This window comes from Nonomuraea sp. NPDC051191 (assembly GCF_044455665.1).
Classification (GTDB): Bacteria; Actinomycetota; Actinomycetes; order Streptosporangiales; family Streptosporangiaceae; genus Nonomuraea.
Genome location: NZ_JBITEZ010000002.1, coordinates 383792 through 409558, shown reverse-complemented (window position 1 = coordinate 409558; position 25767 = coordinate 383792). Strand labels below are relative to the sequence as shown.

Sequence of the window (25767 nt, the reverse complement as noted above, 5' to 3'; positions counted from 1 at the left end):
CGGGCTTCTCAGCCGAACAGGCCCAGCCGGTGGGCCGTCGCCGCCGCCTCGCCGCGCGTGGCGACGCCCAGCTTGGCCAGGATGTTGGAGACGTGCACGCTCACCGTCTTGACCGAGATGAACAGCACCTCGGCGATCTCCCGGTTGCTGCGCCCGTTGGTCACCTCGCGCAGCACCTCCAGCTCGCGCGCGGTCAGCCCCAGCGGCGGCCCGTCGGGCTCGTCGGTGCCGCCGATGCGGGCCCGCCGGCCGAACACGTCGAGCTGTTCGAGCAGCGGCGTGGCCCCGAGCTGCCCGGCCAGCTCCCGCGCCCGCGCGAGCATCCCGGCCGCGGCCCGCCGGTCCCCCTCGGCCAGCGCCGCGTGGGCGGCGCCCATCAGGCACTGCGCCTCCGCGTACGGCTGCCGCAACCCCGCCCAGGCCGCCACCGCCGACCCCCACGCCTTGAGCTGGGCCGCCCCGCCGAGCCCCTCCTCCGGCCCGGTCAGCGCCGCGAACGTCAGCCGCTGCGCCTCCTGGAGCTCGCCGTCCACCGCCAGCTCCCGCGCCACCTCCCGCAGCCGCGCGACGACGGACGCCGCGACCCCGGCGTACGGCGAGCCGCTCTCGCCGAGCACCGGCCGCGCGAGCTGCGCGAACGTCACCAGCACCGGCCAGGAGTAGCGCGGCGAGGGCAGCAGGTCCTGCGTCTCCAGCCCCCGGGCCGCGGCCTCCAGCGCCTCGCCGAGCCGTCCCTGCGCCCGCAGCAGCAGGACCTGCCTGCGCAGGTGCGGCAGCATGGTCTGGTCCCGGTAGGTGCCGCGGGCGAACACGCTGGCCGACGACGACAGCAGGTTGTCGGCCCGGTCGATCTGCCCCCGCGCGAGCGCGATGTCCATCACGAACCCCTGGAGGCTGGCCCGGTAGGGGGCCGGCGGCGCGAGGTCGAACGCCTGCTCGACCACCTGGAGCGCCTCGTCCCAGCGGCCCAGCGAGAGCAGCGGCTCGGTCAGGTTGATCGCCAGGAACGTGCCGGACGTGCGGGCCAGGCCGTAGTTCCCGGCCTCCTGGACGCCCTCGCGGGCGACCTGCGCGGCCCGCTCGTGCCATCCGGCGCCCTCCAGCGCGTCGGACTCGGAGATCGCGCAGCGCATCAGCGCGTTGTAGGCCCCCTGCGCGCGGGCGACCCTGCGCGCCTCGGCGAACTGCGGGAGCTGGGCCTCGATGTCGGAGAAGCACGACCGCGCCCAGGCCAGGCTGATGAGCGCGTGCGCCTCGACGTTGGCGTCGCCCGTCTGGTGGCCGATCTCCATGGCGAGCTGGGCCGTCGCCAGCTTCTCCGGCCAGTCCTCGGGACGGTGCAGCATGCGCGCCAGCGTCTCCAGGACCTGGCCGCGCAGCTTGGACGGCGGGTCGGCGGGCACCAGCTCGGCCGCCTTGCGCAGGTCGTCGAGGTAGCCGGCGCGGCCCAGATCGTAGCGGGTCAGGCCGCGCTGGCGCAGCAGGGTGGCCGCCCTGATCGGGTCGGCGTCGAGGTCGACCTCGGCGAGCGCGGCTCCGGCCAGGGCCAGGCCGCGTTCGTACTCGCCGGCGAGGTGGGCGACCGTGGCGGTCTGCCTGAGCACGTCGAGGCGGTCGCAGCCGATGCGCTCGGCGGCGTCGGGCACCTGGTCCCACAGCTCCAGCACGCGCGAGAGCATCCGGAGCTGCTCGTCGTAGGCGGTGGACTTGCGGGCCGCGGCGGCCGCGCGCCAGGCGCTGACCAGCGCCCAGGTTGAGTCGTGGGCGGAGTGCCAGTGGTGGGCCAGCTCGATCGCGCCGCGCGGGGCGGGCAGGATCGACAGGTCGCGTTCGAGGGCCTGCGCGTAGCGGGTGTGCAGGCGGGTGTGCTCGCCGGGCAGCAGGTCGTCGTGGAGGGCCTCGCGGATGAGCGCGTGCCGGAAGCCGTAGCCCTCGCCGTCGACCACCAGCACGTTGCCCGCCACGGCGGGGCGCAGCGCCCGCGACAGGGCGGTGTCGTCGAGCCCGGCCACGGCGGTGAGCAGGTCGTGCTCGATGCGCTGGCCGCCCGCGCTGGCCACCCGCAGCAGCTCCTGGGTCTCGTCGGGCAGCCGTTCGACGCTGGCCAGCAGCAGGTCGCGCAGGGACTCGGGGAGCATGTCGCCGCCGTCGGCCTCGCTCAGCAGCGCCTCGACGAACAGCGGGTTGCCCTCGCTGCGGGCGTAGATCAGGTCCATCGCGGCGGGGGACGGCTCGCGCCGCAGGATGCTGGCCGCCTGCGCGACGGCCTCCCTGCGGGTGAGCCGGCGCAGCTCGACCCGGCTCACCCACTCGATGCGGCCCAGCTCGGCCAGCATCGGACGCAGCGGATGGGTGCGGTGCAGCTCGTCGGTGCGGTAGGTGACCACGATCATCAGCCGGGCCGCCGTGCGCTGGTAGCGGACCAGGAAGGAGAGCAGGTCGCGGGTGGAGCGGTCGGCCCAGTGGGCGTCCTCGACCACCAGCAGCACCGGGCGCTCCTCGGCCAGCCGCTCCAGCAGCCCGAGCACCTGCTCGAACAGCCGGGCCCGCGCCTCGGCGCCGTCCTTGTCCGGCTCGCCGAACTCGGGCAGCAGCCGGGCCAGCCCGCGCGTCGTGCCGCCGGGCACCAGCGCCGCCACGCCGTCGCGGCCCAGCTCGCGCACGAGCCCGCGCAGCACGGCCGTGAACGGCGCGAACGGCAGGCCCTCGGTGCCCAGCTCCAGGCAGCCGCCGACGAGCACCCGCGCCTCGCCGGCCCGGTCGGTGAACTCGTTGACCAGGCGGGTCTTGCCGACCCCCGCCTCGCCGCCGACGAGCACGGTGGACGACGCGCCCGCGCGTGCTCTGGCCAGGGCGTCTCCCAGAGCGTTCAGCTCGCGGGCCCGCCCGACGAACAGTGGGCTGACGGCGTGGATGCTCACGCCCCAAGGATGCCATCAAACACCGACAAAACGGACCGTTACTCGGAGCAATCGTCTGTCAGCGCAAAACCTTGCGGAAGAAGGTGGCCGACGCCTCGTAACCCAGTGCGTGGTAGAACTCCGGCGCCCGCCGGGTGGCCATCGCCACGTACCCGGCCTGCCGGGTACGTGCCCACGCCTCGAACTCCTCCAGGAGCCGGCGGCCGATGCCCTGCCGGCGCGAGCCCGACTGGACCATGGCCTCCTCGACCCAGGCGACCGGCCCGTTGGCGAACAGCGTCAGGTGCACGAACCCCAGCAGGTATCCGTGGACGCGGCCGCCCACGACGGCCGTCAGCAGCAGGGCGTCCTCGTTGCGCAGGAGTTGCGGGAGCGCGGCGTCGAAGGCCCCGCGCTCCGGCCTGAAGGTCAGCCCGAACTCGCGCGCCAACGCGAACACCTCGTCCGCGTCCGCCTTCTCCGCCCTCCTGATGAGAAGATCGTCCGCTGTCATGAGGTACGACACTAGAACCTCTGTGCCCTTTCGTCCATCATGGCGTTCTGGCGGGTCAGAGGTCGCCGAGGCCGAGCTGACGGGCGATGAGCATGCGCTGCACCTCGCTGGTGCCCTCCCCGATCTCCAGGATCTTGGCGTCGCGGTAGAAGCGGCCGACCGGGAACTCGTTCATGAACCCGTACCCGCCGAACACCTGCGTGGCGTCGCGGGAGTTGTCCATGGCCGCGTTCGAGGACACCAGCTTGGCGATCGCCGCCTCCTTCTTGAACGGCGCCCCGGCCAGCATCTTCTCGGCCGCGTGGTAGTAGGCCAGGCGGGCGGTGTGCGCGCGCACCTCCATGTCGGCGATCTTGAACTGGATGGCCTGGTAGTGGCCGATCGGGTGGCCGAACGCCTTGCGGTCCCTGACGTACTTGAGGCATTCGTCCACGCAGCCCTGCGCCAGGCCCACGCTGAGCGCGGCGATGGCGATGCGGCCCTCGTCGAGGGTCTGGAGGAACTGCGCGTAGCCGCGGCCCCGCTCGCCCAGCAGGTTGGCGGCCGGCACCCGGCAGTCGGAGAAGGACAGCTCGCGGGTGTCGGAGGCGTTCCAGCCGACCTTGGAGTACTTCTTGGAGACCGTGAACCCCGGCGTGCCGCTCGGCACGAGGATCGTGGAGATCTCCCGCTCGCCGGTGAGCGCGGCCACGCCGATCACGCCGGTGATGTCGGTGCCGGAGTTGGTGATGAACGCCTTCGTCCCGTTGATCACCCATTCGCCGCCGTCGAGCACGGCGGTCGTGCGCATGCCGCCCGGCACGTCGGAGCCGCCGCCCGGCTCGGTCAGCCCGAACGCGCCCAGCATCTCGCCCGAGGCCAGCCGGGGCAGCCACTCCTGGCGCTGCTCGTCGGTGCCGAACCGGTAGATCGGCATCGCGCCCAGCGAGACCGCGGCCTCCAAGGTGATCGCCACACTGGAGTCGGCGCGGGCCAGCTCCTCAAGGGCCAGGCACAGGGCGAAGTAGTCGCCGCCCATGCCGCCGAACTCCTCCGGGAACGGCAGGCCGAACAGCCCCATGTCGGCCATCTTGCGCACGATGTCGTACGGGAACTCCTCGCGCTCGTAGTAGTCGCCGATCACGGGCGCCACCACGTCACGGGCGAACGCCTCGACGGTCTTGCGCAGCTCTTGGTATTCGTCGTTCAGCATGATCAGCCTTTCGCGAGGGCCTGGACGACGCGCGAGGGGCTGGGCCGGCCCAGCCGCTCGGCCAGCCAGGTGCTGGTGGACACGAGTTTGTCCAGGTCGAGCCCGGTCTCGATGCCGAGCCCGCGCAACATCCACACGAGGTCCTCGGTGGCGAGGTTGCCGGTGGCGGACTCGGCGTACGGGCAGCCGCCGATGCCGCCCGTGGAGGCGTCGACGGTGGTCACGCCCGCTCTCAGCGCGGCGAGCGTGTTGCCGAGCGCCTGCCCGTAGGTGTCGTGGAAGTGCACGGCGAGCCGGTCGGGCCCGCCGAACGCGCCGATCAGCTCGGTCACGTGGCCCGGCGTGCCGACGCCGATCGTGTCGCCGAGGGACAGCTCGTAGCAGCCGAGCCCGAGCAGCCGCTCGCCGACCTCGACGACCTGCCCGACCGGCGTGGGCCCCTCCCAGGGGTCGCCGAAGCACATCGACACGTACGCGCGCACCCGCAGCCCGTGCTCCAGCGCCCTGGCCACGACCGGCTCGAACATGTCGAACTGGCTCTCCAGCGTGCGGTTGAGGTTCTTGGCGGCGAAGGTCTCGGTGGCGCTGGCGAAGATCGCGATCTCGGTGACGTCCAGCTCCAGCGCGCGGTCGAGCCCGCGCTCGTTGGGCACCAGCACCGGGTAGCGCACGCCGGGCCTGCGGTCGAGGCGGCCGAGCAGCTCACCGGCGTCGGCGAGCTGCGGCACCCACCTGGGGTGGACGAAGCTGGTCGCCTCGATGACCCGGTGCCCGGCGTCGGCCAGCCGGTCGATGAACTCGGCCTTCACCTCGACCGGCACGATCGCCGACTCGTTCTGCAGGCCGTCGCGCGGGCCCACCTCGTAGACCGTGACCCGCTCGGGAAGCCCTTCCATGCGGTACGGCATCACGCCTCCTCACCGGTGACCACGGCCAGCACGGCGTCCATGTCGACCGGCTTGCCCGGCTGGACGGGCAGCTCGGCGACCACGCCGTCACAGGGGGCGGTGACCGTGTGCTCCATCTTCATGGCCTCGACGACGACCAGCGGCTGCCCCTCGCTCACCCGGTCGCCGGGCTGCACCTTGACCAGCAGGACGGTGCCGGGCATGGGGCTGCGGACCACGCCGTCGCCCGCGCCCGCGGCTCCGGGCCGGTCGCCCGGGTCGCCGATGAGGTGGCGGGTGAACGCCCACGACTCGCCGTCGCGGCCGAGCCAGAGCGTGTCGCCGTGGCGGGCGGTCAGGTAACGCGTGGTCCGGCCGCCCAGGGTGACCGTCAGCCCGCCGTCGCCGGTCGCGATCCGCGCGGGGACCGCCTCGCCGTCGAGCCGCACCTCGGCCGAACGGCCGGGCAGCCCGCGTACGGGCACCGCGTGCACGCCGTCCCGCGACTCCAGCCGCCAGGTCGTCCAGGCGCGCTCGCCGACCCGCCAGCCGTCGGTGACCTGCCAGGGGTCGGGGCCCTGCGGGAGCGCGTGGAAGGCCAGCGCCGCCGCGGCGGCCACCTCCCGGGGCACGCCCTCCCGGGGCAGCAGCTCGGGCAGCACCCGTTCGACCAGGCCGGTGTCCAGCTCCCCCGCCTCGACGGCCGGGTGCCGGACGAGCGCGCGCAGGAACGGCACGTTGGTGACCACGCCGAGGACCGCCGTGCGGGCGAGCGCCCGGTCCAGCGCCCTGAGCGCCGAGGCGCGGTCCGGCGCCCAGGTGATCACCTTGGACAGCATGGGGTCGTAGTCGCTGCCGACGACGCCGCCCTCGGCCAGGCCGGAGTCGACCCGCACCCGTCCCGGGCCGTCGCCGCCGGGCTCGCGCAGGGCCAGGACGCGCCCGCCGCTGGGCAGGAAGCCGCGCGCCGGGTCCTCGGCGTAGACGCGGGCCTCGACGGCGTGGCCGTCCAGCCGCACCGCCTCCTGGCCGAACGGCAGCGGCTCGCCGGCCGCGACGCGCAGTTGCAGCTCCACCAGGTCCAGGCCGGTGACCAGCTCGGTGACCGGGTGCTCGACCTGGAGCCGGGTGTTCATCTCCATGAAGTGGTAGGAGCCGGTGGTGCCGTCGACGATGAACTCGACCGTGCCGGCGCCGACGTAGCCGACCGAGCGGGCGGCCTCGACGGCCGCGGCGCCCATGCGGGCGCGCGTGTCGGGGGTCACGAAGGGCGACGGCGCCTCTTCGATGATCTTCTGGTGCCGGCGCTGCAGGCTGCACTCGCGCTCGCCCAGGTGCACGACGTTGCCGTGGGCGTCGGCCATCACCTGGATCTCGATGTGCCGGGGGTTCTCGACGTACCGCTCGATGAGCAGGGTGCCGTCGCCGAACGCCGCCCGCGCCGTACGGCGGGCCGACTCCAGCGCGTCGGGCAGCTCGGCGGCCGAGCGCACCAGCACCATGCCCTTGCCACCGCCGCCCGCGGACGGCTTGATCAGCGCCGGGAAGTCGGCCCACTCCGCCAGGTCGTCGCCGGGCTCGGCCCCGCCGGGGACGACCGGCACGCCGGCCGCCGACACGGTGGCCTTGGCCCGGATCTTGTCGCCCATGGCGTCGATGGCCTCGGGGGACGGGCCGACGAAGACGAGCCCGGCCTCGGCGCAGCGCCGCGCGAACGCGGCGTTCTCGGCCAGGAAGCCGTAGCCGGGATGCACGGCCTGCGCGCCGGAGGCGAGCGCCGCCTCCACGATCGCCTCGATGTCTAGATATTTCGAGACTTCGAGGGCGATGTCTGCTTCGCGGGCGTGTCTGGCGCCCGCGTCGGGCGGCGTGAACACCGCCACCGACTCGACGCCGAGCGCGCGCAGCGTCCGGACGACCCGGACGGCTATCTCGCCCCGGTTGGCGATGAGAACACGGTCGAAGAGCATGATCACATCCGGAAGACGCCGTAGCCGGCGGGTTCGAGCGGCGCGTTGGCCGCCGCGGACAGGGCCAGCCCGAGGACGGTGCGGGTGTCGAGCGGGTCGATCACGCCGTCGTCCCAGAGCCGGGCGGTGGAGTAGTAGGGGTTGCCCTGGTGCTCGTACTGGGCGCGGATGGCGTCGGGGTCGGCGTCGCCGACGGTGGTCAGCACGTTCGCCGCCTGCTCGCCGCCCATGACGGAGATGCGGGCGTTGGGCCACATCCACAGGAACCTGGGCGAGTAGGCCCGTCCCGCCATGGCGTAGTTGCCCGCCCCGAACGAGCCGCCGATCACGACCGTGAACTTGGGCACCCGCGCGCACGACACGGCCGTCACCATCTTGGCGCCGTGCTTGGCGATGCCGCCCGCCTCGTAGGCCTTGCCGACCATGAACCCGCTGATGTTCTGCAGGAACACCAGCGGGATGCGGCGCTGGTCGCACAGCTCGATGAAGTGCGCGCCCTTCATCGCCGACTCGCTGAACAGGATGCCGTTGTTGGCCACGATGCCCACCGGGTGGCCGTGCAGATGGGCGAAGCCGGTGACGAGGGTGGAGCCGTACTCGGCCTTGAACTCCAGGAAGCGCGAGCCGTCCACCAGGCGGGCGATGACCTCGCGCACGTCGTAGGGCTGGCGGGTGTCGGCGGGGACGACGCCGTACAGGTCGCGCGGGTCGTGGTGCGGCTCCTCGGGCGCGACGGTGTCCCAGGGGCGAGGCGCCCTGGGGGCCAGCGTCGAGACGATGTCGCGGACGATGGCCAGGGCGTGGGCGTCGTCCTCGGCCAGGTGGTCGGTGACGCCGCTGACCCGGGAGTGCAGGTCGCCGCCGCCCAGTTCCTCGGCCGTGACCTCCTCGCCGGTGGCCGCCTTCACCAGGGGCGGGCCGCCCAGGAAGATCGTGCCCTGGCCGCGGACGATGACGGCCTCGTCGCTCATGGCCGGCACGTACGCGCCGCCGGCGGTGCACGAGCCGAGCACCGCGGCGATCTGCGGGATGCCGCGGGCCGACATCGTGGCCTGGTTGTAGAAGATGCGTCCGAAATGCTCCCGGTCGGGGAAGACCTCGTCCTGTTTGGGGAGGAACGCGCCACCGGAGTCGACCAGGTAGACGCAGGGCAGGTGGTTGTGCAGAGCCACCTCCTGGGCCCGCAGGTGCTTCTTGACGGTCATCGGGTAGTACGTGCCGCCCTTGACGGTCGCGTCGTTGGCCACGACCACGCACTCGCGCCCGGCCACCCGGCCGACGCCGGTGATGATCCCGGCGGCGGGCGCCTGGTCGTCGTAGAGGCCGCCGGCCGCCAGCGGCGACAGCTCCAGGAAGCGGGATCCCGGGTCGAGCAGCCCGTCGACGCGGTCGCGCGGCAGCAGCTTGCCCCGCTCGACGTGCCGCAGCCGCGACCGCTCGGGACCGCCGAGCGCCGCCGTGGCCAGCCGTTCGAGCAGTTCGGCGGCCAGGCGCTCGTTGAGCTCGGAGTTGCGCTTGTACGCCTCGCTCCCGGGCTCCACGGCCGACCTCAGCACCGGCCAGTCGCTCATGAGTCCCCTCTCGTCATGGCCGAGATGTTAGTCATCATTAACGTAACCGTCTAGCATGTGAGACGTGACCACTGCCTCCCCACCTACCCGCGAGCGCGGCAGAAGGCGCATGGAAATCCTCGCGGCGGCCGCCCGCCTGTTCGCCGCGCGAGGCTTCCACGGCGTCTCCATCGAGGACATCGGCGGCGCGGTCGGCGTCTCGGGCCCCGCGCTCTACCGCCACTTCAGCGGCAAGGACGCGCTGCTCGCCGAGATGCTGCTCGACGTCAGCTCGCGGCTGCGGGAGTCGGCGGTGGCGGTGGCGACCTCGTCCCGGAGCCCGGCCGAGACGCTCGACGCGCTGCTCGACGTGCAGATCACGTTCGCGCTCGACCAGCCCGCGCTGATCACCGTGCACGACCGCGAGCTGGGCAACGTGCCCGAGCCCGAGCGCCGCGGGATCAGGCGGCTGCAGCGCCTCTACGTCGAGGAGTGGGTGACCGTGCTGGCCGAGCTGCACCCGGAGTGCCCGCCGGCCCGGCTGCGCGCGGCGACCCACGCGGTCTTCGGGCTGCTCAACTCCACGCCCCACAGCGCGGGCGAGCTGCCCGCGCACGCCATGCGTCCCCTGCTGCACGCGATGGCCCGCGCCGCGATCGAGGCCAGTGTTAGCGACCACTAACTGACCGGCCCGCGTTTCACACCGCACACAGCACCCCGAAAGCCCGTGAACTCTGACAAACGACCATGGATCAGGGTTAAACGGACGGACCACAATCTGTCATGGACTCCGGCAGACGGCGGCGGCGATGACAGACATAATCAGGGGTGTGGCGCGCGACACTGTTGAGACACATTTCATCCAATCCGTTGCGGCGCTGAAGGCAGGCCCCGCCCGAGATCCCGGCGGCCCGGTGCGCGAGGGCACGTCGCTGACCGGCGACCGGTGCAGGACCCTGTTCCAGCGCCAGCTCGACAGCCGCCTGCTCGACATCGCCGCCCGCTGGCTCCGCGAGCAGGACGAAGGCTTCTACACGATCGGGTCGGCCGGCCACGAGGGCAACGCGGCGGTCGCCGCCGCGGCCAGGGCGAGCGACCCGGCGCTGCTCCACTACCGGTCCGGCGCCTTCTACCTGACCCGGTCCGAGCAGGCCGGGCGGCTGCCCGAGCAGGGTCTGCGCGACGTGCTGATGGGTCTGACCGCGGCGGCCGACGAGCCGATCGCGGGCGGCCGCCACAAAGTGTTCGGCCACCCCCACCTGGCCGTCATCCCGCAGACCTCGACCATCGCCAGCCATCTGCCGCGCGCCGTGGGCGTCGCCTTCGCCATCGAGCGGGCCGCCGCGCTCGGCGACCGGTCGGCCTGGCCGCCCGACGCCATCGCCGTGTGCAGCTTCGGCGACGCCTCGATCAACCACGCCAGCGCCCTGTCCGGGTTCAACACCGCCTCCTACGCGACCTTCCAGGGGCAGCCGCTGCCCATCCTGTTCGTGTGCGAGGACAACGGCATCGGCATCAGCGTCCGCACCCCCAAGGGGTGGGTGGAGGCGGCGGCGCGGCGGCCGGGCATCGCGTACTTCGCCGCCGACGGCTGCGACCTGCCCGACGCCTACGACGCCGCCATGCTCGCGGTCCAGCACGTCCGGGCCAACCGCTCCCCCGCGTTCCTGCACCTGTCCACCGTGCGGCTGATGGGTCACGCCGGGTCCGACGTCGAGTCGGCCTACCGCACCCAGCGGGAGCTGCGGGCCGACATGGAGCGCGACCCGCTCCTGCGCACCGCGCGGCTGCTGGTCGAGGCCGGGCTCGAGACCCCGGAGGACCTGCTCAAGGCGTACGAGTCGGCGCGCGAGCACATCCTGCGCATCGCCCTGGAGACGACCCGCGCCCCGCGCCTCGGCTCGGCCGCGGAGGTCATGGAGCCGATCGCGCCGCGCCGCCCCGACCTGATCGCCAACATCAGCCCGACCGCCGGCGAGGGCCCGGTCAGGGAGAAGGCGTTCGCGGGCTCGCTGCCCGAGCTGGAGAAGCCGCTCACGTTGTCGCAGACCATCAACCGCACGCTCGCCGACGCGCTGGTGGTCTACCCCGAGATGACGGTCTTCGGCGAGGACGTCGCCAGGAAGGGCGGCGTCTACGGCGTCACCCGGGGGCTGCAGAAGCGGTTCGGCGGCTCGCGGGTGTTCGACACGCTCCTCGACGAGCAGGCCATCCTCGGCCTCGCGCTCGGCTCGGCCGTGTCCAACCAGCTGCCGGTGCCGGAGATCCAGTACCTGGCCTACCTGCACAACGCGCTCGACCAGATCCGCGGCGAGGGCGCCACGCTGTCGTTCTTCTCGCGCGGCGCCTACACCAACGGCATGGTCGTCCGCGTCGCCGGCTACGCCTACCAGAAGGGCTTCGGCGGCCACTTCCACAACGACAACGCGGTGGCCGCGCTGCGCGACATCCCGGGCCTGGTCGTGGCCTCGCCCGCGCGTCCCGACGACGCCGCCGCCATGCTGCGCACCTGCCTGGCCGCCGCCCGTACGGCCGGATCGGTCTGCGTGTTCCTGGAGCCGATCGCGCTCTACCACACGCGTGACCTGTTCGAGGAGGGCGACGGCGGCTGGCTGGCGTCGTACACGCCGCCGGCACGCTGGCGCGAGACGCACGTGCCCGTCGGGCGGGCGCGCTCGTACGGCGAGGGCCGCGACCTGACGATCGTGACGTTCGGCAACGGGCTGCGCATGAGCCTGCGGGCCGCCGTCCGGCTCACCCAGGAGGGCTACGGCTGCCGCGTCCTCGACCTGCGCTGGCTGGCGCCGCTGCCGGTGGACGACCTGCTGCGGGCGGCCGAGCTGACCGGCAAGGTGCTGATCGCCGACGAGACCCGGCACTCCGGTGGCGTGTCCGAGGGCGTGACGACCGAGCTGCTCGACGCCGGGTTCACCGGGCAGGTCGCCCGGGTGACCTCGGCCGACAGCTTCATCCCGCTGGGCGACGCGGCCAACCACGTGCTGCTGTCGGAGGAGGAGATCGAGCAGGCGGCGCGCAAGCTACTGGGCTGAGCGCGCCCCTCTGATGCAGGCCGGTCTCGACCAGGCGACCGTGGAGTCCGCCGAGATGCGCAGCGGCACGCCCACCAGGAAGCAGTAGCCGGTGTCCGGGTCGAGACCGGCGACGCGCGTGGTGGTGGCGCCCTGGCCGAGAGCGGTGACGGCCTGCTCGCCTTCGCCCGCCGGCGAACGTTGCAGGACGACCGGGTAGCGGCGGGCGTCGGCCGGGAGCGTCCAGCTCAGCTCCACCAGGGCGCCGCGGTCGGCGGTGACCTTGAGCCTGCGGGGGGCGAGCGCGGCGACGTCCCGCTTGCTGATCGGCGGCGGGGTGGTGGCGGCGGTCCTGGCCTCGGGCTGTCGCGTGGCGGCGGAGGTCGGGCCGGCGGGTTGCCGGAGCGACAGGTGGATGGCCAGGGCCGTGCCGCCGATCGCCACGACCGCGACCGTGCCGCCGATCAGCAGGCGTTTCCTGAGGCTCCCCGCTCCGGTGGGCGGCGTCGTGGGGGCCTCCGGCCGGGGGCCGCCGGGGTGGCCCGGAACGCCGGGCGAGTACGGGCCGGGGCCGGAGCCGGGGCCAGGGCCCGGAGGCAGGTGGCTGCCGGTCGCGGGCAGGGAGGGGTCGCCGGGGTGCGGTGGGGCGTCCGGGCCGCCGTGCGGGCGGCGTGGGACGGTGGACATCGCGGGCCCCGGCCCTGGGTCCTGGCCCACCAGGTCGGTCACCGACAGCCCCAGCTCCGCCTGCACCTCCTGCAACCGCCGCGCCAGCTCCCTGGCCGAACCGGGCCGCGACCCGGGTTGCCTGGACATCGCCCGCAGGATCGTCCCGAACACCACCGGCGGCACGTCGGCCCGGTTGATCGGCGGCGGGTCGAGGCTCAGCACCCGGTACATCAGCGGCGCGATCGACGGGTCGGCGGGGTTGTGGAAGGCGGGCTGTCCGGCCAGCAGGTGGTAGAGCGTCGAGCCGAGGGAGTAGATGTCGCTCGCGGCCGAGTGCGGCTGCCCGGTGAGCACCTCGGGGGCGGCGTGCAGCGGGGTGAACGCCTGCGAGGTGGCCGAGATCTCGGCGGCGTCCACGACCCTGGCCACGCCGAAGTCGGCTACGGCGAGCTCGCCGTAGCGGGAGATGAGGATGTTCTGCGGCTTGATGTCGCCGTGCAGCACCCCGGCCTCGTGCACGGCGGCCAGCGCGCCGGCGAGCTTGACGCCCGCGCGCAGCACGTCGGGCACCCCGAGCGGCCCCTCCTTGCGGATCTTGTCGCGCAGCGAGCCGTTCTCGAAGAAGTCCATCGCGATGTACGGCTTGCCCGAGCGCGTCACGCCGGTGTCGAAGACGGTCACGACGTTGGGATGGCCGGTCAGGCGGCCGGTGAGCTGGAGCTCGCGCTGGAAGCGGCGCATGGTGCGCTGGTCGACCCGGTCGACCGACAGGACCTTCAGCGCCACGACCCGGTCGAGGCGCTCCTGGTAGGCGCGGTAGACGACGGCGAACCCGCCCTGGCCCGCCTGATCGAGCACCCGGTACCCGGGCGCGTCCTCGGCTGGCAGCACGGCACACACCCCCCTGTTGCCGGTGAGTTTAATGTGAAATTTCGGCTTTCAGGGGGTCAGCGGGTTCATCAAGTACGCGCCGAACACCACCGACACGGCGGCCACCAGCAGGAAGAAGAACACGTAGAAGCCGCCGGGCAGGAACGTCAGCCGGGCGAGCTGGTCGGCGTCGGAGTCTCTGGCCTGCCGCCTGCGCCGCTTGCGCTGCAGCTCGACGATCGGCCGGACGCCGCCGAACAGCAGGAACCACGTCGCGACCATGGCCACGGCCTGCTGGACCTCGGCGGGGGCGTACATGGACAGGGCGAACACCGCGCCGCCGGTGACCAGCAGGATCAGCGCGCCGTAGAGGTTGCGGATCAGCAGCAGCATGCACACCAGGAAGAGCAGCACGCCCCAGATCAGCAGCGTGATGCGGCCCTGCTCGGTCAGCCACGCGGCGGCCAGCCCCAGCAGCGACGGCGCCAGGTAGCCGGCGAGCGCGGTCAGCACCATGCCGGGACCGTTGGGGCGGCCCCTGGTCAGCGTGACGCCGGAGGTGTCGGAGTGGAGCCGGATGCCTTCGAGCTTGCGCCGGGTGAGCAGCGCCATGACCGCGTGACCGCCCTCGTGGGCGATCGTGATCAGGCCCCTGGACACCTGCCAGGGTGTGCGGAACGCGACGACCGCGAGCGCGGCCAGAGCCGAGACCAGCACGACCCAGGGGTCGGGGTCAGGCTGAACCTTGATCAGGTGGGCCCAGAGCATGTCCATCGAGGAGAAACACTAGCCGGGTAAAGTCCCGGCTGTGGCCGCAGAACTGCATTCTGACGCGGGCGTTCCGGCGTGGTGGCGCGAGCTAGGGCTGCCGGGCCTGATCGACCTGCATGTGCACTTCCTGCCCGGACGCATGGAACGCCGGGTCTGGCATCACTTCAACCACGGCGGCCCGCTGATGGGCGCCGGCTGGAAGATCGAGTACGAATGGCCGGTCGAGGAGCGGCTGACGCGCTTGCGCGAGATGGGCGTACGGCGTTTCCCGGCCCTGGCGTACGCGCACAAGCCGGACATGGCGCGCGACCTCAACGCCTGGACCCTCGACTTCGCCCGCCGCAACCCCGACTGCCTCCCATCGGCGACGTTCTACCCCGAGCCCGGCGTCGCGGACTACGTGCGCGCGGCGCTGGCGGAGGGCGTCAAGATCTTCAAGGTGCACCTCCAGGTCGGCGGCTTCGACCCGGCCGCGCCAGAGCTGGCCGGGGTCTGGGGGCTGCTGGCGGAGTCGGGCGTGCCCGTGGTCGTGCACGCCAGCTCGGTGCCCGTGCCCGGCGGCCACGTGGGGCCGGGGCCGATCGGCGCGGTGCTGGCCGCCCATCCCCGGCTGCGGGTGGTGATCGCGCACCTGGGCATGCCCGAGTACGAGCCGTTCTTCGAGCTGGCCGTCCGCCATGAGCGGGTCGCGCTGGACACCACCATGGCCTTCACCGACTTCTCCGAGCGCGGCATGCCGTTTCCCACCCGATTGCGCCCGGTTCTGCGTGATCTCGGACTTTCGGGGAAGGTGGTGCTCGGCAGCGATTTCCCGACGATCCCGTACCCCTACGCGCACCAGCTCGACGCCCTCGCCCGCCTGGATCTCGGCGAGGAGTGGCTGCGGGCCGTGTGCTGGGACAACGGTGCGGCCATGATTCGATAGCAAGGTGAACGATCGGCACGTGGCGCTCATCAGCGCCTTCTACGACGCTCTCGGCCGCGGGGACTTCGCGGCCATGGAGCGCTGCTATCACCCCGACGTCAGCTTCGGCGACCCCATCTTCCAGGAGGTCGAGGGCCGGGACCGGGTGATGGCGATGTGGCGGTTGCAGCTCGGCGTGCGCAACGGGCTGAGATCCGGCTACCGCGACGTCCAGGCCGACGAGTTCAGCGGCTCGGCCCACTGGACGGCCAGCTACACCTTCTCCAGCACCGGCCGGGCGGTCGTCAACGAGATCGACGCGCTGTTCAGGTTCGAGGACGACCTCATCGTCCGCCACCACGACGAGTTCGACTTCAGGCGCTGGTCCAGAATGGCTCTCGGCAGACCGCAGGGGCTGCTGTTCGGCTGGACGCCGATGTGGCGCAAGACCATCAGGGATCGGGCGACCCAGGAGCTCAACGGCTTCGCGGCGACCGGGCAGTCATCGCAGTAGACCGGATCGGAGGGGTGCATGGCCAGGGTGAAGGGGTTCAGGCGCAGCGGTGACAACCGCGAGGAGGCGCCGGAGCACTCGATGGACCCGCGTGCCACCGAGGAGCACCCCTATCGGCCCACCGTCATCGACAACGCGATCTACCAGAACGGCGAGCGGGTCGACAATCCCGGCTCGCTCGCCGACGCCTTCGAACGCCTCAAGCAGATGCCGGACAGCATGGCCTGGATCGGCCTCTACCGTCCGAAGGAATGGGAGCTGGTCAAGCTCGCCGAGGAGTTCGAGCTGCACGAGCTGGCGCTCGAGGACGCGATCGTCGGCTCCCAACGGGCCAAGGCCGACCGCTACGGCGACACCCTCTTCGTGGTGCTGCGCGCCGCCCGCTACCTCGACGACGTGGAGGAGGTGGCCTTCGGCGAGCTGCACGTCTTCATCGGCCCCAACTTCGTGATCACCGTACGCCACGCCGAGGCCCCCGACCTGCAGGGCGTGCGCAAGCGCATGGAGTCCGACCCCGAGCTGCTGCGTCAGGGCCCGCAGGCCGTCCTGTATGCCATCCTCGACGCCGTGGTCGACGGCTACGCCCCGGTGGTGGCCGGGCTGCAGAAGGACATCGAGGAGATCGAGGTCGAGGTCTTCAGCGGCGACCCCTCGGTGTCGCGGCGCGTCTACGAGCTGTCCGGCGAGGTGATCGAGTTCCAGCGGGCCACGGCGCCGCTGGTGGGCATGATCCACGCCTTCATCGCCGGAGCCGCCAAGTACGGCGTCAACGACGAACTGCAGAGCTACCTGCGGGACGTCGCCGACCACGCGATCACGGTGACCGAGCGCATCTCGGCCTTCCGCCAGATGTTGCAGAACATCCTGGTGGTCAACTCGACGCTGGTGACCCAGGCCCAGAACGCGGAGATGGCCCGCATGACCGAGGCCAGCATCCAGCAGGGCGAGGAGGTCAAGAAGATCTCGGCGTGGGCGGCCATCCTGTTCGCGCCGACGCTGGTCGGGACCATCTACGGGATGAACTTCGACTTCATGCCCGAGACTCATTGGGTGTTCGGGTATCCGTTTGCGATCTTGTTGATGGCGGCGGTGTGCATGGTGCTCTACATGGTCTTCAAACGCCGCGACTGGCTGTAGGTGCGCTTGGTGCGGCTCGCTTGGTGCGGCTCGCTTGGTGCGGCTCGCTTGGTGCGGCTCGCTTGGTGCGGCTCGCTTGGTGCGGCTCGCTTGGTGCGGTTCGCTCGGCCGTGAGGTGGGTGGCGGTCGGCTGGTTGCTGGGAGGTCGGCTGGTGCGCTGGGGCGTGCTCGGGTGTTGCGGTTCTCCGACCAGGGGGCTGGGCATCGGTGCGTGCGGTGTTGCTGGTGCCCCCCTGCCGATAGGCCCGCTCGATCCGCCGGGTGTCGTTGAAGCGTCCGATCTTGCCCGACCAGCCGACGAAGACCCGACCACGCCCGGCCGGCCTACGCCGAAATCTGGTCCGATGAGACCGTCACCACCATTGCCGTGGTAGTCCCCACCTGCGGCATCACCTAGGGCATTACCCGGGGCATCACCTGCGGCTAGCCGGTGATGACCGGCGACGCGCCGGGTCCACCCCTGCCCGGCCGCCTTCGCCGCCGCCATCGGCCGGCTCGACGCCCGTCATCCGCCGGTCCGGCCACACCGGGCGTGGCCCAACGGCGAGAACGTACAGGTGGGCGTTGCCGATGCCGCGTCCGCAACATCGGCCCTGTTGTCTGCGGCCGTGTGCGGGACGGCCCTCACCAACCGCCGCGGAGACGCCACGGTTGCGGCCGGCCCGGATCATCGTCCCGGTCAATAGGTCGCACTCGGCCAGGCGTGGCGCCTCGCAACGGAAGGCGCAGGATCGGCGGGAGGGCCCGCTCGGGCACGCCGGTCGCCGTGGCGATGCGCGCCGGTCCGCGCCACTGTTCCTGAAGGGCCGCAGGGTACGGTCGCCCCCTCCGCTGCAGCCATCAGGAACAAGCCCGCAGACCCGCAGGCCCGCATGCCCACATGCCCACATGCCCACATGCCCACATGCCCACATGCCCGCATGCCTGCAGGCCCGCAGAGGCCCGCAGAGGCCCGCAGAGGCCCGCAGCCATGCTCGTCGAAGCCGCGTACCCCCGCTTCCTACCCCTGCTCCCCCTTTTCCCTCTCCCTCTCATTCAGCAAATACAACGACATCAAGTGCTTTTGCGCATTTACCGCCACAAGCCCCTCAGTACAATTCATCACCATCAAGCCGAATTGCGCGATGCCTCAATTTCCACTTCGCCTGCACCGACGCGGCGGGCTAATATTCATGGACCCACCCCTCCCCCAAGCGCAACGAAATCGGGTGATGATGGCGACGCAGCAAGAAATAACCGCCGCCCGGCGTCACATCGAACGACTGCGCGACGAACACGCCAACGACCTGACCGCACTCGTCCGTCTGGTGGACGGCGGCGCGCTCAAGGGCCCGGCCGGTGACCGCCTCGCCGCCGACCTGCGCACCTGGGACCGCGGCTACAAAGACCTCTTCGCCCGGGCATTGAGGCTGCTCGACACGCTGCACCCGTCCGAGCCGGCCTCATGACCCCTCCCGTGGGCATCGACCCCGCCCTGATGATCCAGCTCATCAACGGCATGAAACGAGCAAGCCACACACTCCCCGACATCGGCCTCCAAGTCGAACGAACCCTCACCAACCTCGGCATATCCCTATGGGGGCCGGCCCACCTGTCATCCATAGGCCGCCAGCTGAACGACCGCGTCCCCACACTCCAGGGCCGTCTCGACCTCATCCTCGCCACCCCCGACCGACGTCCCGGCGAACGCGGCCTCCTCTGGGCGGATGAATCCCCATGGCTGTCGAAATCCCCCGCAGAAGGCACGACCGCCGCCACCGCACTGGCCGCGCAACTCCGTACGAAGATCGCATCCCATTCGCTCGACGCAGAATCCGTCGCCGAACTAGAACGCCACAAGAACGACCCGTTCTTCGCCGTGGCCTTCCTCACCCTGGTGCCGCCACGCGAACTCAAATCTCTCATCGCCCGTACATACTGCTCGGACCTCCCGCCCGGCGACCGCCCCCTCCTCTATGACACAGCCGTCCAGGATCGGTTCCTCACCATGCTCAGCACCCTGCTCGGCACCGCCTCCCACGGCGTCGGACGGATGCGCCTGGCCGCCGACTACGCCGACCGGCTGATCGAGGACATCGACCACCCCCAAGACGCGTTCGCCGTGAAGAGGCTCCTACAGGACGGCGACTTCGACCACACCTTCCTGCTCACCCTGGTCCGCAAACTCCACGACAAGGACCTGGCCCATCCCCCCGATCTGTCCCTCCCCCGAGACCCCTGGACCCTCCCCGGCCCCAGAGACGCCTCCCCCGGCGACCTCAGCCCCATGGGCACCGCCCTGATCGCCCTAGCCCATCACCCCGCCGTCGCCCAGGACTTCTTCACCGACCCGGCCCGCAAACCCCTCGCCTACCTGATGCGCACCCACCCCTGGCTCGGCGACGCCGACGCCGACCTCGGCTGGGCCCTCCAGGCCGCCACCACGGAGTTCCGCGACCACGACCTGCCACCCGGCGGATCACGCGGCTACAAGTCCGCGCTGATCGCGTCGTGGGCGGTCCGCTTCTGGAGCGACCCCAAGGTCCAGTCCAACCTCCCCTCCACCCGCCCCCACCTCGGCACCCTCCTCAGCCAGTACATCGCCGACGTGCACCGCGATGCCCAGTCGTTCATCGACAAGCGGCCGGGCGTGGAGACGGACGCCAATGCGGACAAGAATCTCCTCGGCGGCGCCCCCTACGGCGCCAAGTTCAACACCAGGGACATGAAACAGGCCATGGCCTGGACGTTCGAGGACGACAACGCCTTCCGGAAGGTGACCGCCGCCCACGGCCTGTACGCCGCCCGAATGCTGGACGAGTTGGCAGGCAAGATCGCGGCGGAGGTCAAGGCCGATGTCACGGCATGGCGCAAGTCGCACCCTGGTGCCACTAGGCAGCAACTGGACGCCGCACGACAGGACATCCTCGAGGAACGGATGAGCCGTAGTGGAGGCGCGGAGTTCGCCCGGGCGGCGCGCGGTCTCAGTGTGACGACGTGGATGATCACTAATGCGGCCAACATCTCCGGCATCGAGGAAGCCAGGGCGGAGGACGCCCGTTTCTCCGCGTTCAAGGAGATGACGGAGGCGATCGTGGGGCTTGCTCCGGGCCCACCCGGTAAGTTCATCGGCCTGCTGGTCGACACGGCCAAGGGAGAGATCTTCGGCAAGGTCAAGACCGGCCGGGCGGAACAGGCCCGCATGAACGCCGACGATGCGCTGGGAGCCGCCAAGCACATGTTCTCGGACCTGACCGCGGCCACCATGATGCGCCACGGCCTGTTCGGGGACGGTTCCGTACCGGCCAGGACCCATCCGTACCGACACAAGGATTTCTCACCGGGAGCGAGTGGACACTTCCTGGTCAACGGAGAGATCAAACCTTGGGATGAGATGAATTCGGACGAGCGGGAGTCTTACGACGAGTGGCTACACCTGAACGAAACCGGCCGAGTATTCGACCACCCAGACGCGGCCATCGAGATCGGATTCAATAAGGCTACTGATTACCATGCCGGAAGTGGATCATGAAGGTCAGTCGAGCGATTGCCCTTGGTGCGCTCATTCTGGCAGGGTGCTCATCGACTCCGCCCCCAGACGGCAGAGCGCTCGGAAACGTCACCATCGCCCCACGTGAATGCAACTTGATCTCAGCAGATGCCATTATGATCGCGACGGGCCTCAACGAGTACCACGCATTCGGCACCAAGATGGATATGGGCCACAGCTTTGAGTCATGCACGGTTACCGGGAAGTCAGATGCGGAACATCGCCAGGGTCTGCTAATCGAGGTGTTCGACCCGTCGCCTGATGATGCGGAAGATCTGGAGAACACCAGGCAGTCCACCAATGGGATCGATCTGCCTGGTGGCCTGGGGCCCGGTTTTGCGGCCCGGCGTAGGAATGCTCAGGGGCAGGGTATTGCCTTTGTTTATGGGTGGACGGCTGATTACAAGCGGCTGCTCAGCGTGAACATCATGGAGGGGGCGCCGGGGAGGGATTCATTGGCGGATGCGGTGGAGTTTTTTCGGCAGCTCAAGCCGATTTTGCTTGTCCCGGCCTGATGGGGGGCGCCGCCTTGGGGGCCTCGGTGGGAGGGCTCATGGGGGGCAGGTGGGGAAGTCGGTCAGGTGGGGTTCGGCTTCGGTTATGGATTGGCGGAGGTCGGTGAGGAGGGAGGGGAGGCGGGCGGGGGTGTAGCGGGCTGAGGGGATCGAGATGGAGAAGGCTCCTACGGGGGTGCCGCGGCCGTTGCGCAGCGCTGCTCCGATGGCCGAGACGCCCTTTTCGGTGCCGTCGAGGTTGAGGGCGTAGCCGCGGGGGCGGATCTCGTCGAGTTCGCGGAGCAGGGACGTTCGTTCGTGGTCGGGCAGGTCCGGGTAGAGGTCGGCGAGTTGGTCGCTCGGCAGCGCGGACAGCAGGACCTTGCCCCCGGAGGCGCGGTGGGCAGGCAGGATCGTCCCGCGGCGGTCGCCGACGTACAGGATCTGCGGGGACTCGATGCTGTCCAGGAAGCGTACTTCGGCGCCTACTCTGACCATGAGGTTCACGGTCTCCTGGACGCGGGCGCACAGGCCCTCCATGGCGGGCCGGACGCGGGCGCGCAACTCGCGCAGGGCCGAGCCGCCGCCGTCGCCCGCGGCCGAGGCGAGGAAGGGGCCCGGCAGGTACGCGTGGTGCTCGTCCTGGACGGCGAAGTCGCGATAGACCAGCATCGCCAGCAGGCGGTGCGCGGTCGAGCGGGCGATGCCGAGTTCCTTGGCGACGTCGGTGACCTTGAGTCGTCCTTGGTCGCGCAGCATGTGGAGGAGCAGCAGCACGTTGTCGACCGAGCCCAGGGGGTACGCGGGCTTGTTCTTCACAGCAGAACGCTAGTGCAGTATGCGGAATTACTCCCTAGCGTGGGGCAGCATGAACCCGGAGGAGAGGCTGGGTGCGGGCTTCGCCGTCGAGCGTCTGATCCCGTTCTGGGCCCAGGTCGGCGACTTGATGTTCGTACGTCCCAGGTCTGGGGGCCGGAGGCTTGGGTGGGAGTGGAAGACGTTCCAGCCGCCGGGCGGACGGGCGGGTGAGCTCGGCTCGGTTGGCGGGGGCGGGGAGCGGCGGGCCGGTGCGTCGGCTGATCTCGGCCTGGGCGGGTTGCCGTACGCGATCCTGATCTTCTGGGCCGGCGTGCGGTGCCAGGCCCGCGCGAGGTCGCGCCCGAGCAGCGCTCGCCCCCGGAACGCCTTCCGCCTCGTGGGGCGACGGATAAGCGTGGGAACGGTCGTGGTCGTCGACGGCGGGTCGGTTGTGGTGCGGCGCGGCGGCTTCCTGGTTCGCGCCCGGCCGGCGGTTCCCGCGCCGCCACAGCACCATGGGCTTCCCCATGGTGGGGATCGATGGGCTCGGTATCCCATTTGTGCACCACGCGTCGTTCTTTGTGCTCGGATCGGAGCAGGTGAGCGACGCCTCGATGTCGGATGTGTCGCGGTCCGAGCGGTTGCGGGCATGTCCGGAGCTGCGGGTGGTGTCGGTGCGCTGGGCGGGTCTGCGGCTCCGGGCCGCTTCAAGGCTCGGTGCGGGTCCGGGGCTGCGGGTGGTGTCGGGGCTCGGGGCGTGTCTCGGCTTGCTGATCGTCGGCTGTCGCTGGGAGCGCGCCTGCCGGGCTCTGGGCGAGGGGCTGCGGGGTGTGGCCGGGTTGGGGATGTGGTTGTCCGGTTCGGGGAATCGACGGTCGGCGGGGGCGGCTGCCGTCGGTTGGGGCCGAGTTCTGCCGGCTGCGGGACGGGGTGACGACCGTCGCGGGTGGGGGTTGGGGTTGGGTTGCGAGGGGTTCGGCGGCGGGGGTTGGTCACGTTGGACGGCGGTGAGCGTGTTCTGTCGCGTGGTGATCTCGTCGTCGTGGTGGTGGTCGTTTTCAGTTGTTTGTTTTCCGGCACGCCCGTTTGAGGGCTTGGATCAGTTTCGAGAGGGGCTCGTGTGAAGCTCGCGACGCTGCGACTGCCGCGCCGTACGGCCGCCGTCCGGATCGACGGGGAGCATGCCGTGGAGGTCGGGGCGCCCGACGTCGGGATGTTGCTGGCCGACCCGCGCTGGCGGGAGGTGGCGGCCGCGGCGGACGGCGCGCGGCATCCGTTGTCCACGGCCGACCTGGCGCCCGTGGTGCCGGTGCCGGGGAAGATCATCTGTGTCGGGCTCAACTACCGTGACCACATCCTGGAGATGGGACGGGAGCTGCCGCGGTACCCGACGGTGTTCGCGAAGTTCGCCGAGGCGCTGATCGGGCCGTACGACGACATCGAGTTGCCGGCGGTCTCGGAGGCGATGGACTGGGAGGGCGAGCTGGCCGTGATCATCGGGGCCGAGGTGCGCGGTGCCTCGCGGGAGGAGGCCGAGGCGGCCATCGCCGGGTACTCGGTGCTCAACGACGTGACGGCCAGGGACTACCAGAACCGTACGGCGCAGTGGCTGCAGGGCAAGACGTTCGAGGGGACGACGCCGTTCGGGCCCTTCCTGGTCACGCCGGACGAGATCGGCGGGGCGATGACCCTGCAGTGCGAGGTGGACGGGGAGGTCGTGCAGCAGGCGGACACGTCCGGTCTGGTGTTCCCGCCGGCCGAGCTGATCGTGTACCTGTCGGAGATCCTCACGTTGCGGCCGGGCGACGTCATCGCGACCGGCACGCCCGGAGGCGTGGGGCACGCCCGTAGGCCGCCCCGGTATCTGGCGGACGGGAGCAAGGTCGTCACGCGAATCGCCGGGGTCGGTGAGCTGGTGAACACGGCGCGACGCCTTGTCTGACCTGTTCATGCTGGATGGTGGCACCGGCTGTTTCCTGGACCGGTTGCATCTGGCCGACCTCGATCGGCTCTCGGGGCTGCCGGGCTGAGGCGTTGCCGCGCACGTGGCCGTCCCGTACCTCGATGGATGGGGCGGTGCGTGGCTGCCGACGCGAACCGCGCCGGGGCGGCGCTCAGGGGATGGCCGCGGGGCGGTGGGCGGCGCGGGTGCGCACCGCGAAGGGGCGGGACGCCGCCGACACGTAGGGGCAGGGCGTCGCCGCCGAGGGACGTCGCCGCCACGTAGGGGCGGCGACGTGACCGCTGAAGAGGTGGTGTGGCTGCGGGTGTGGGAGGTGTCCGTGGATAGGTCGACTTCGGCGGTCGATGCGAGGAGTTTCGGATGCGACGGCCGCCTCATCCCCTCCGCGATGCCACTGCACCTATCCGTCTGGTCGTCGACGGGGCGTACGAGCTGGTTCTCCAGACGCTCGCCAGTGGACGGCGCGGGCCCATGCGTGACGAACCGTTCAGGGCCAGGGACCCGCGTTCCCCTCGGCCGGCTCTACGGCAGGTGAAGGCGTTCGAGGTCGGGATCGGCCGTCCCCGGCACGACGGCGGTCAGCACTTCGGACGCCTTCCCTGACGTGACCGTCACCGCCTCCTCGGTGCGCAGGTAGCCGGAGGAGACGGTGGCCGTCCCCACCTCCATCCCCGTCGCGGGCCACTGCAGCAGCGTGACCCGCCAGTCGCCGTCGCCGAGCACCACGGCGCCCGCCCGCCGCTCGACCACCCGCAGCGCGGGGTCGAAGTGCCACAGGCTGCGCAGCGTCCCGGACGGCACCGAGTCGCGTACGGCCATCACGTCGTCGCCGTGCCCGACCAGGACGCGGCGGGTCCTGGTCACCCCGTAGGCGTCGTCGGCCAGCTCGAACACCTGACGTTCCGGGCCGAGGTCGGCGCGCAGCAGGTGGGTGTCCGTGCCGGGACGGAAGTCCCCGTCCGGGATCGGCACGTTGTGGGCCTGCGGGGTACGGGTCCAGGCGGCGTAGTCGGTCCGCTCGTAGGAGTGGAACCCGGCCTCGACCAGGATGCGGCGGCCCTGGGCGGAGTAGGTGACGCCGAGGTGGTCCTCGTGGCCGTGCAGGCGGCGGCCAGGGCCGAACCTGATCGAGTAGTGGGCCGAGCGCGGGTCGTCCCAGGCGGTCCGGCCGAAGACGTAGCCGGCGTCGAAGACCCGTACGAGGGGGCCGTCGTGGGGGAAGCCGGGGGCGCGGGTGCCGGCCGGGCTGTCGCCGATGGGGGTCAGGCAGCCGTCGGGCTGGGTGGCGTGCGCGACGTAGCTCTCCAGGGCGGTTCTGCGCTCGGTGAGGCGGGTGGGGGGCTGGGCGCCGCTCTCGCTGATGGCGCGCAGGGCCACGCCGAGGCGGCGGTGCACGTACAGGCCATAGCGGGGGGCCTGCTCGTGCAGGACGCCCTGGGCGTCGACGGCCAGCTCGGCCGAGCCGGTCATCCTGCGTACGGCCAGGTCGCGCCACCTGGCGCGGCCGAGGCGGCAGGCGATGACCAGCAGCCCGATGTCCTGGTCCAGGCCGTGGTTGTGGCCCGCGCGGTAGAGCGCGGGGTCGGCCAGGATCTCGCCGTGCTCGGCCAGGCTCTCCCACAGCAGCGGGGTGCGTACGTGCTCGCTCAGGCAGACCAGCACGGGGGCGCGCAGCGCGACGGCGTGCTCGGCCCACGCCCACTCGCTCACCTCGCGCCCGCCGCGCGGGTTCCGGCTGATCCACTGCGCGGTCACGTCGGCGGCGCGCTCCAGGTACGCCCGTTCGCCGGTGCGCTCGTACGCGGTGACCAGGCGGCCGGCCCAGCGCAGCGTGTGCAGGTTCAGCGACCAGGAGCGGTTGCCGTACGGGTCGGCGGTCCAGTCGATCTCCGTGCCGAGGTCGGCGGGCGGCAGGCCGGCGAACCTGACACGTCCGTCCATCACCTCCGCCACGTCTGCGGCGGGGAACTGGTCGCTCAGGCAGATGGCCCTGCCGGTGGTCGTGCGGGCACGCCAGAACACGTCGCGGCTCCTGTTTTCGGGCGCGCCGAACTCGCCGCGTGGCGGGTCACGCAC

At 71.4% G+C, this 25767-nt stretch carries 19 protein-coding genes; 9 read left to right on the top strand and 10 right to left on the bottom strand.

What is annotated here, in order from left to right:
* Positions 1 to 8 precede the first annotated feature (8 nt).
* The 6 genes from ACIA8R_RS06500 to ACIA8R_RS06475 are packed head-to-tail and all read right to left on the bottom strand — an operon-like array spanning position 9 to position 9034.
* The gene (locus ACIA8R_RS06500) at positions 9 to 2921 is read right to left on the bottom strand and encodes an AAA family ATPase (protein ID WP_397036924.1); all 2913 of its coding nucleotides are present in this window, start codon (positions 2919 to 2921) and stop codon (positions 9 to 11) included.
* Positions 2922 to 2979: 58 nt separating this feature from the next.
* Positions 2980 to 3414, bottom strand: a complete 435-nt coding sequence (locus ACIA8R_RS06495) for a GNAT family N-acetyltransferase (protein WP_357701161.1) — start codon at positions 3412 to 3414, stop codon at positions 2980 to 2982.
* A gap of 55 nt (positions 3415 to 3469) precedes the next feature.
* The gene (locus ACIA8R_RS06490; RefSeq protein ID WP_364097945.1) at positions 3470 to 4606 is read right to left on the bottom strand and encodes an acyl-CoA dehydrogenase family protein; all 1137 of its coding nucleotides are present in this window, start codon (positions 4604 to 4606) and stop codon (positions 3470 to 3472) included.
* A 2-nt stretch (positions 4607 to 4608) separates the two neighbouring features.
* Positions 4609 to 5514 (bottom strand): hydroxymethylglutaryl-CoA lyase, encoded by a 906-nt coding sequence (locus ACIA8R_RS06485; protein ID WP_357701165.1) that lies wholly within the window; start codon positions 5512 to 5514, stop codon positions 4609 to 4611.
* Positions 5514 to 7463 (bottom strand): acetyl/propionyl/methylcrotonyl-CoA carboxylase subunit alpha, encoded by a 1950-nt coding sequence (locus ACIA8R_RS06480; protein ID WP_397036921.1) that lies wholly within the window; start codon positions 7461 to 7463, stop codon positions 5514 to 5516. Before ACIA8R_RS06480 ends, ACIA8R_RS06485 begins: the two co-directional genes overlap by 1 nt.
* 2 nt (positions 7464 to 7465) lie before the next feature.
* Entirely contained in the window at positions 7466 to 9034 is a 1569-nt protein-coding gene (locus ACIA8R_RS06475) for a carboxyl transferase domain-containing protein (RefSeq protein ID WP_397036919.1), read from the bottom strand.
* 109 nt (positions 9035 to 9143) lie between these two features.
* Between ACIA8R_RS06475 and ACIA8R_RS06470 the strand changes: the two genes are divergently transcribed.
* Both ACIA8R_RS06470 and ACIA8R_RS06465 read left to right on the top strand, forming a co-directional pair.
* Entirely contained in the window at positions 9144 to 9695 is a 552-nt protein-coding gene (locus tag ACIA8R_RS06470) for a TetR/AcrR family transcriptional regulator (protein ID WP_364097981.1), read from the top strand.
* 232 nt (positions 9696 to 9927) lie between these two features.
* Positions 9928 to 12063 carry a thiamine pyrophosphate-dependent enzyme gene (locus ACIA8R_RS06465; protein WP_357701171.1) on the top strand — a complete coding sequence of 712 codons (2136 nt, stop codon included), beginning with the start codon at positions 9928 to 9930 and terminating at the stop codon, positions 12061 to 12063.
* On the opposite strand, the gene ACIA8R_RS06460 is transcribed toward ACIA8R_RS06465, so the two are convergent.
* A complete protein-coding gene (locus tag ACIA8R_RS06460; protein WP_397036917.1) occupies positions 12052 to 13602 on the bottom strand; it encodes a protein kinase in 1551 nt (516 codons plus the stop codon). The genes ACIA8R_RS06465 and ACIA8R_RS06460 overlap by 12 nt on opposite strands.
* Positions 13603 to 13650: 48 nt before the next feature.
* Entirely contained in the window at positions 13651 to 14355 is a 705-nt protein-coding gene (locus tag ACIA8R_RS06455; RefSeq protein ID WP_357701175.1) for a M50 family metallopeptidase, read from the bottom strand.
* 34 nt (positions 14356 to 14389) lie between these two features.
* Here ACIA8R_RS06455 and ACIA8R_RS06450 point away from each other — a divergent pair, with 34 nt between their 5' ends.
* The 6 genes from ACIA8R_RS06450 to ACIA8R_RS06425 all read left to right on the top strand — a co-directional run bounded on the left by ACIA8R_RS06450 (position 14390) and on the right by ACIA8R_RS06425 (position 20951).
* Complete coding sequence (locus ACIA8R_RS06450) at positions 14390 to 15277, top strand: amidohydrolase family protein (RefSeq protein WP_397036914.1); 888 nt, start codon at positions 14390 to 14392, stop codon at positions 15275 to 15277.
* A 4-nt stretch (positions 15278 to 15281) separates the two neighbouring features.
* Entirely contained in the window at positions 15282 to 15770 is a 489-nt protein-coding gene (locus ACIA8R_RS06445) for a nuclear transport factor 2 family protein (protein ID WP_357701179.1), read from the top strand.
* 18 nt (positions 15771 to 15788) lie between these two features.
* Entirely contained in the window at positions 15789 to 16907 is a 1119-nt protein-coding gene (locus ACIA8R_RS06440) for a magnesium and cobalt transport protein CorA (protein ID WP_364097967.1), read from the top strand.
* Between the two features lie 1211 nt (positions 16908 to 18118).
* Positions 18119 to 18355, top strand: a complete 237-nt coding sequence (locus ACIA8R_RS06435; protein ID WP_397036912.1) for a hypothetical protein — start codon at positions 18119 to 18121, stop codon at positions 18353 to 18355.
* A gap of 8 nt (positions 18356 to 18363) precedes the next feature.
* A complete protein-coding gene (locus tag ACIA8R_RS06430) occupies positions 18364 to 20418 on the top strand; it encodes a hypothetical protein (protein ID WP_397036910.1) in 2055 nt (684 codons plus the stop codon).
* A gap of 134 nt (positions 20419 to 20552) precedes the next feature.
* Complete coding sequence (locus ACIA8R_RS06425) at positions 20553 to 20951, top strand: hypothetical protein (RefSeq protein ID WP_364097973.1); 399 nt, start codon at positions 20553 to 20555, stop codon at positions 20949 to 20951.
* A gap of 36 nt (positions 20952 to 20987) precedes the next feature.
* On the opposite strand, the gene ACIA8R_RS06420 is transcribed toward ACIA8R_RS06425, so the two are convergent.
* Positions 20988 to 21749 (bottom strand): IclR family transcriptional regulator, encoded by a 762-nt coding sequence (locus ACIA8R_RS06420; protein WP_357701189.1) that lies wholly within the window; start codon positions 21747 to 21749, stop codon positions 20988 to 20990.
* A 1099-nt stretch (positions 21750 to 22848) separates the two neighbouring features.
* Between ACIA8R_RS06420 and ACIA8R_RS06415 the strand changes: the two genes are divergently transcribed.
* On the top strand, positions 22849 to 23670 hold the full coding sequence (locus tag ACIA8R_RS06415) for a fumarylacetoacetate hydrolase family protein (RefSeq protein ID WP_357701191.1): 822 nt from the start codon (positions 22849 to 22851) through the stop codon (positions 23668 to 23670).
* A 543-nt stretch (positions 23671 to 24213) separates the two neighbouring features.
* On the opposite strand, the gene ACIA8R_RS06410 is transcribed toward ACIA8R_RS06415, so the two are convergent.
* Positions 24214 to 25767 carry a heparinase II/III family protein gene (locus ACIA8R_RS06410; RefSeq protein WP_397036907.1) on the bottom strand — a complete coding sequence of 518 codons (1554 nt, stop codon included), beginning with the start codon at positions 25765 to 25767 and terminating at the stop codon, positions 24214 to 24216.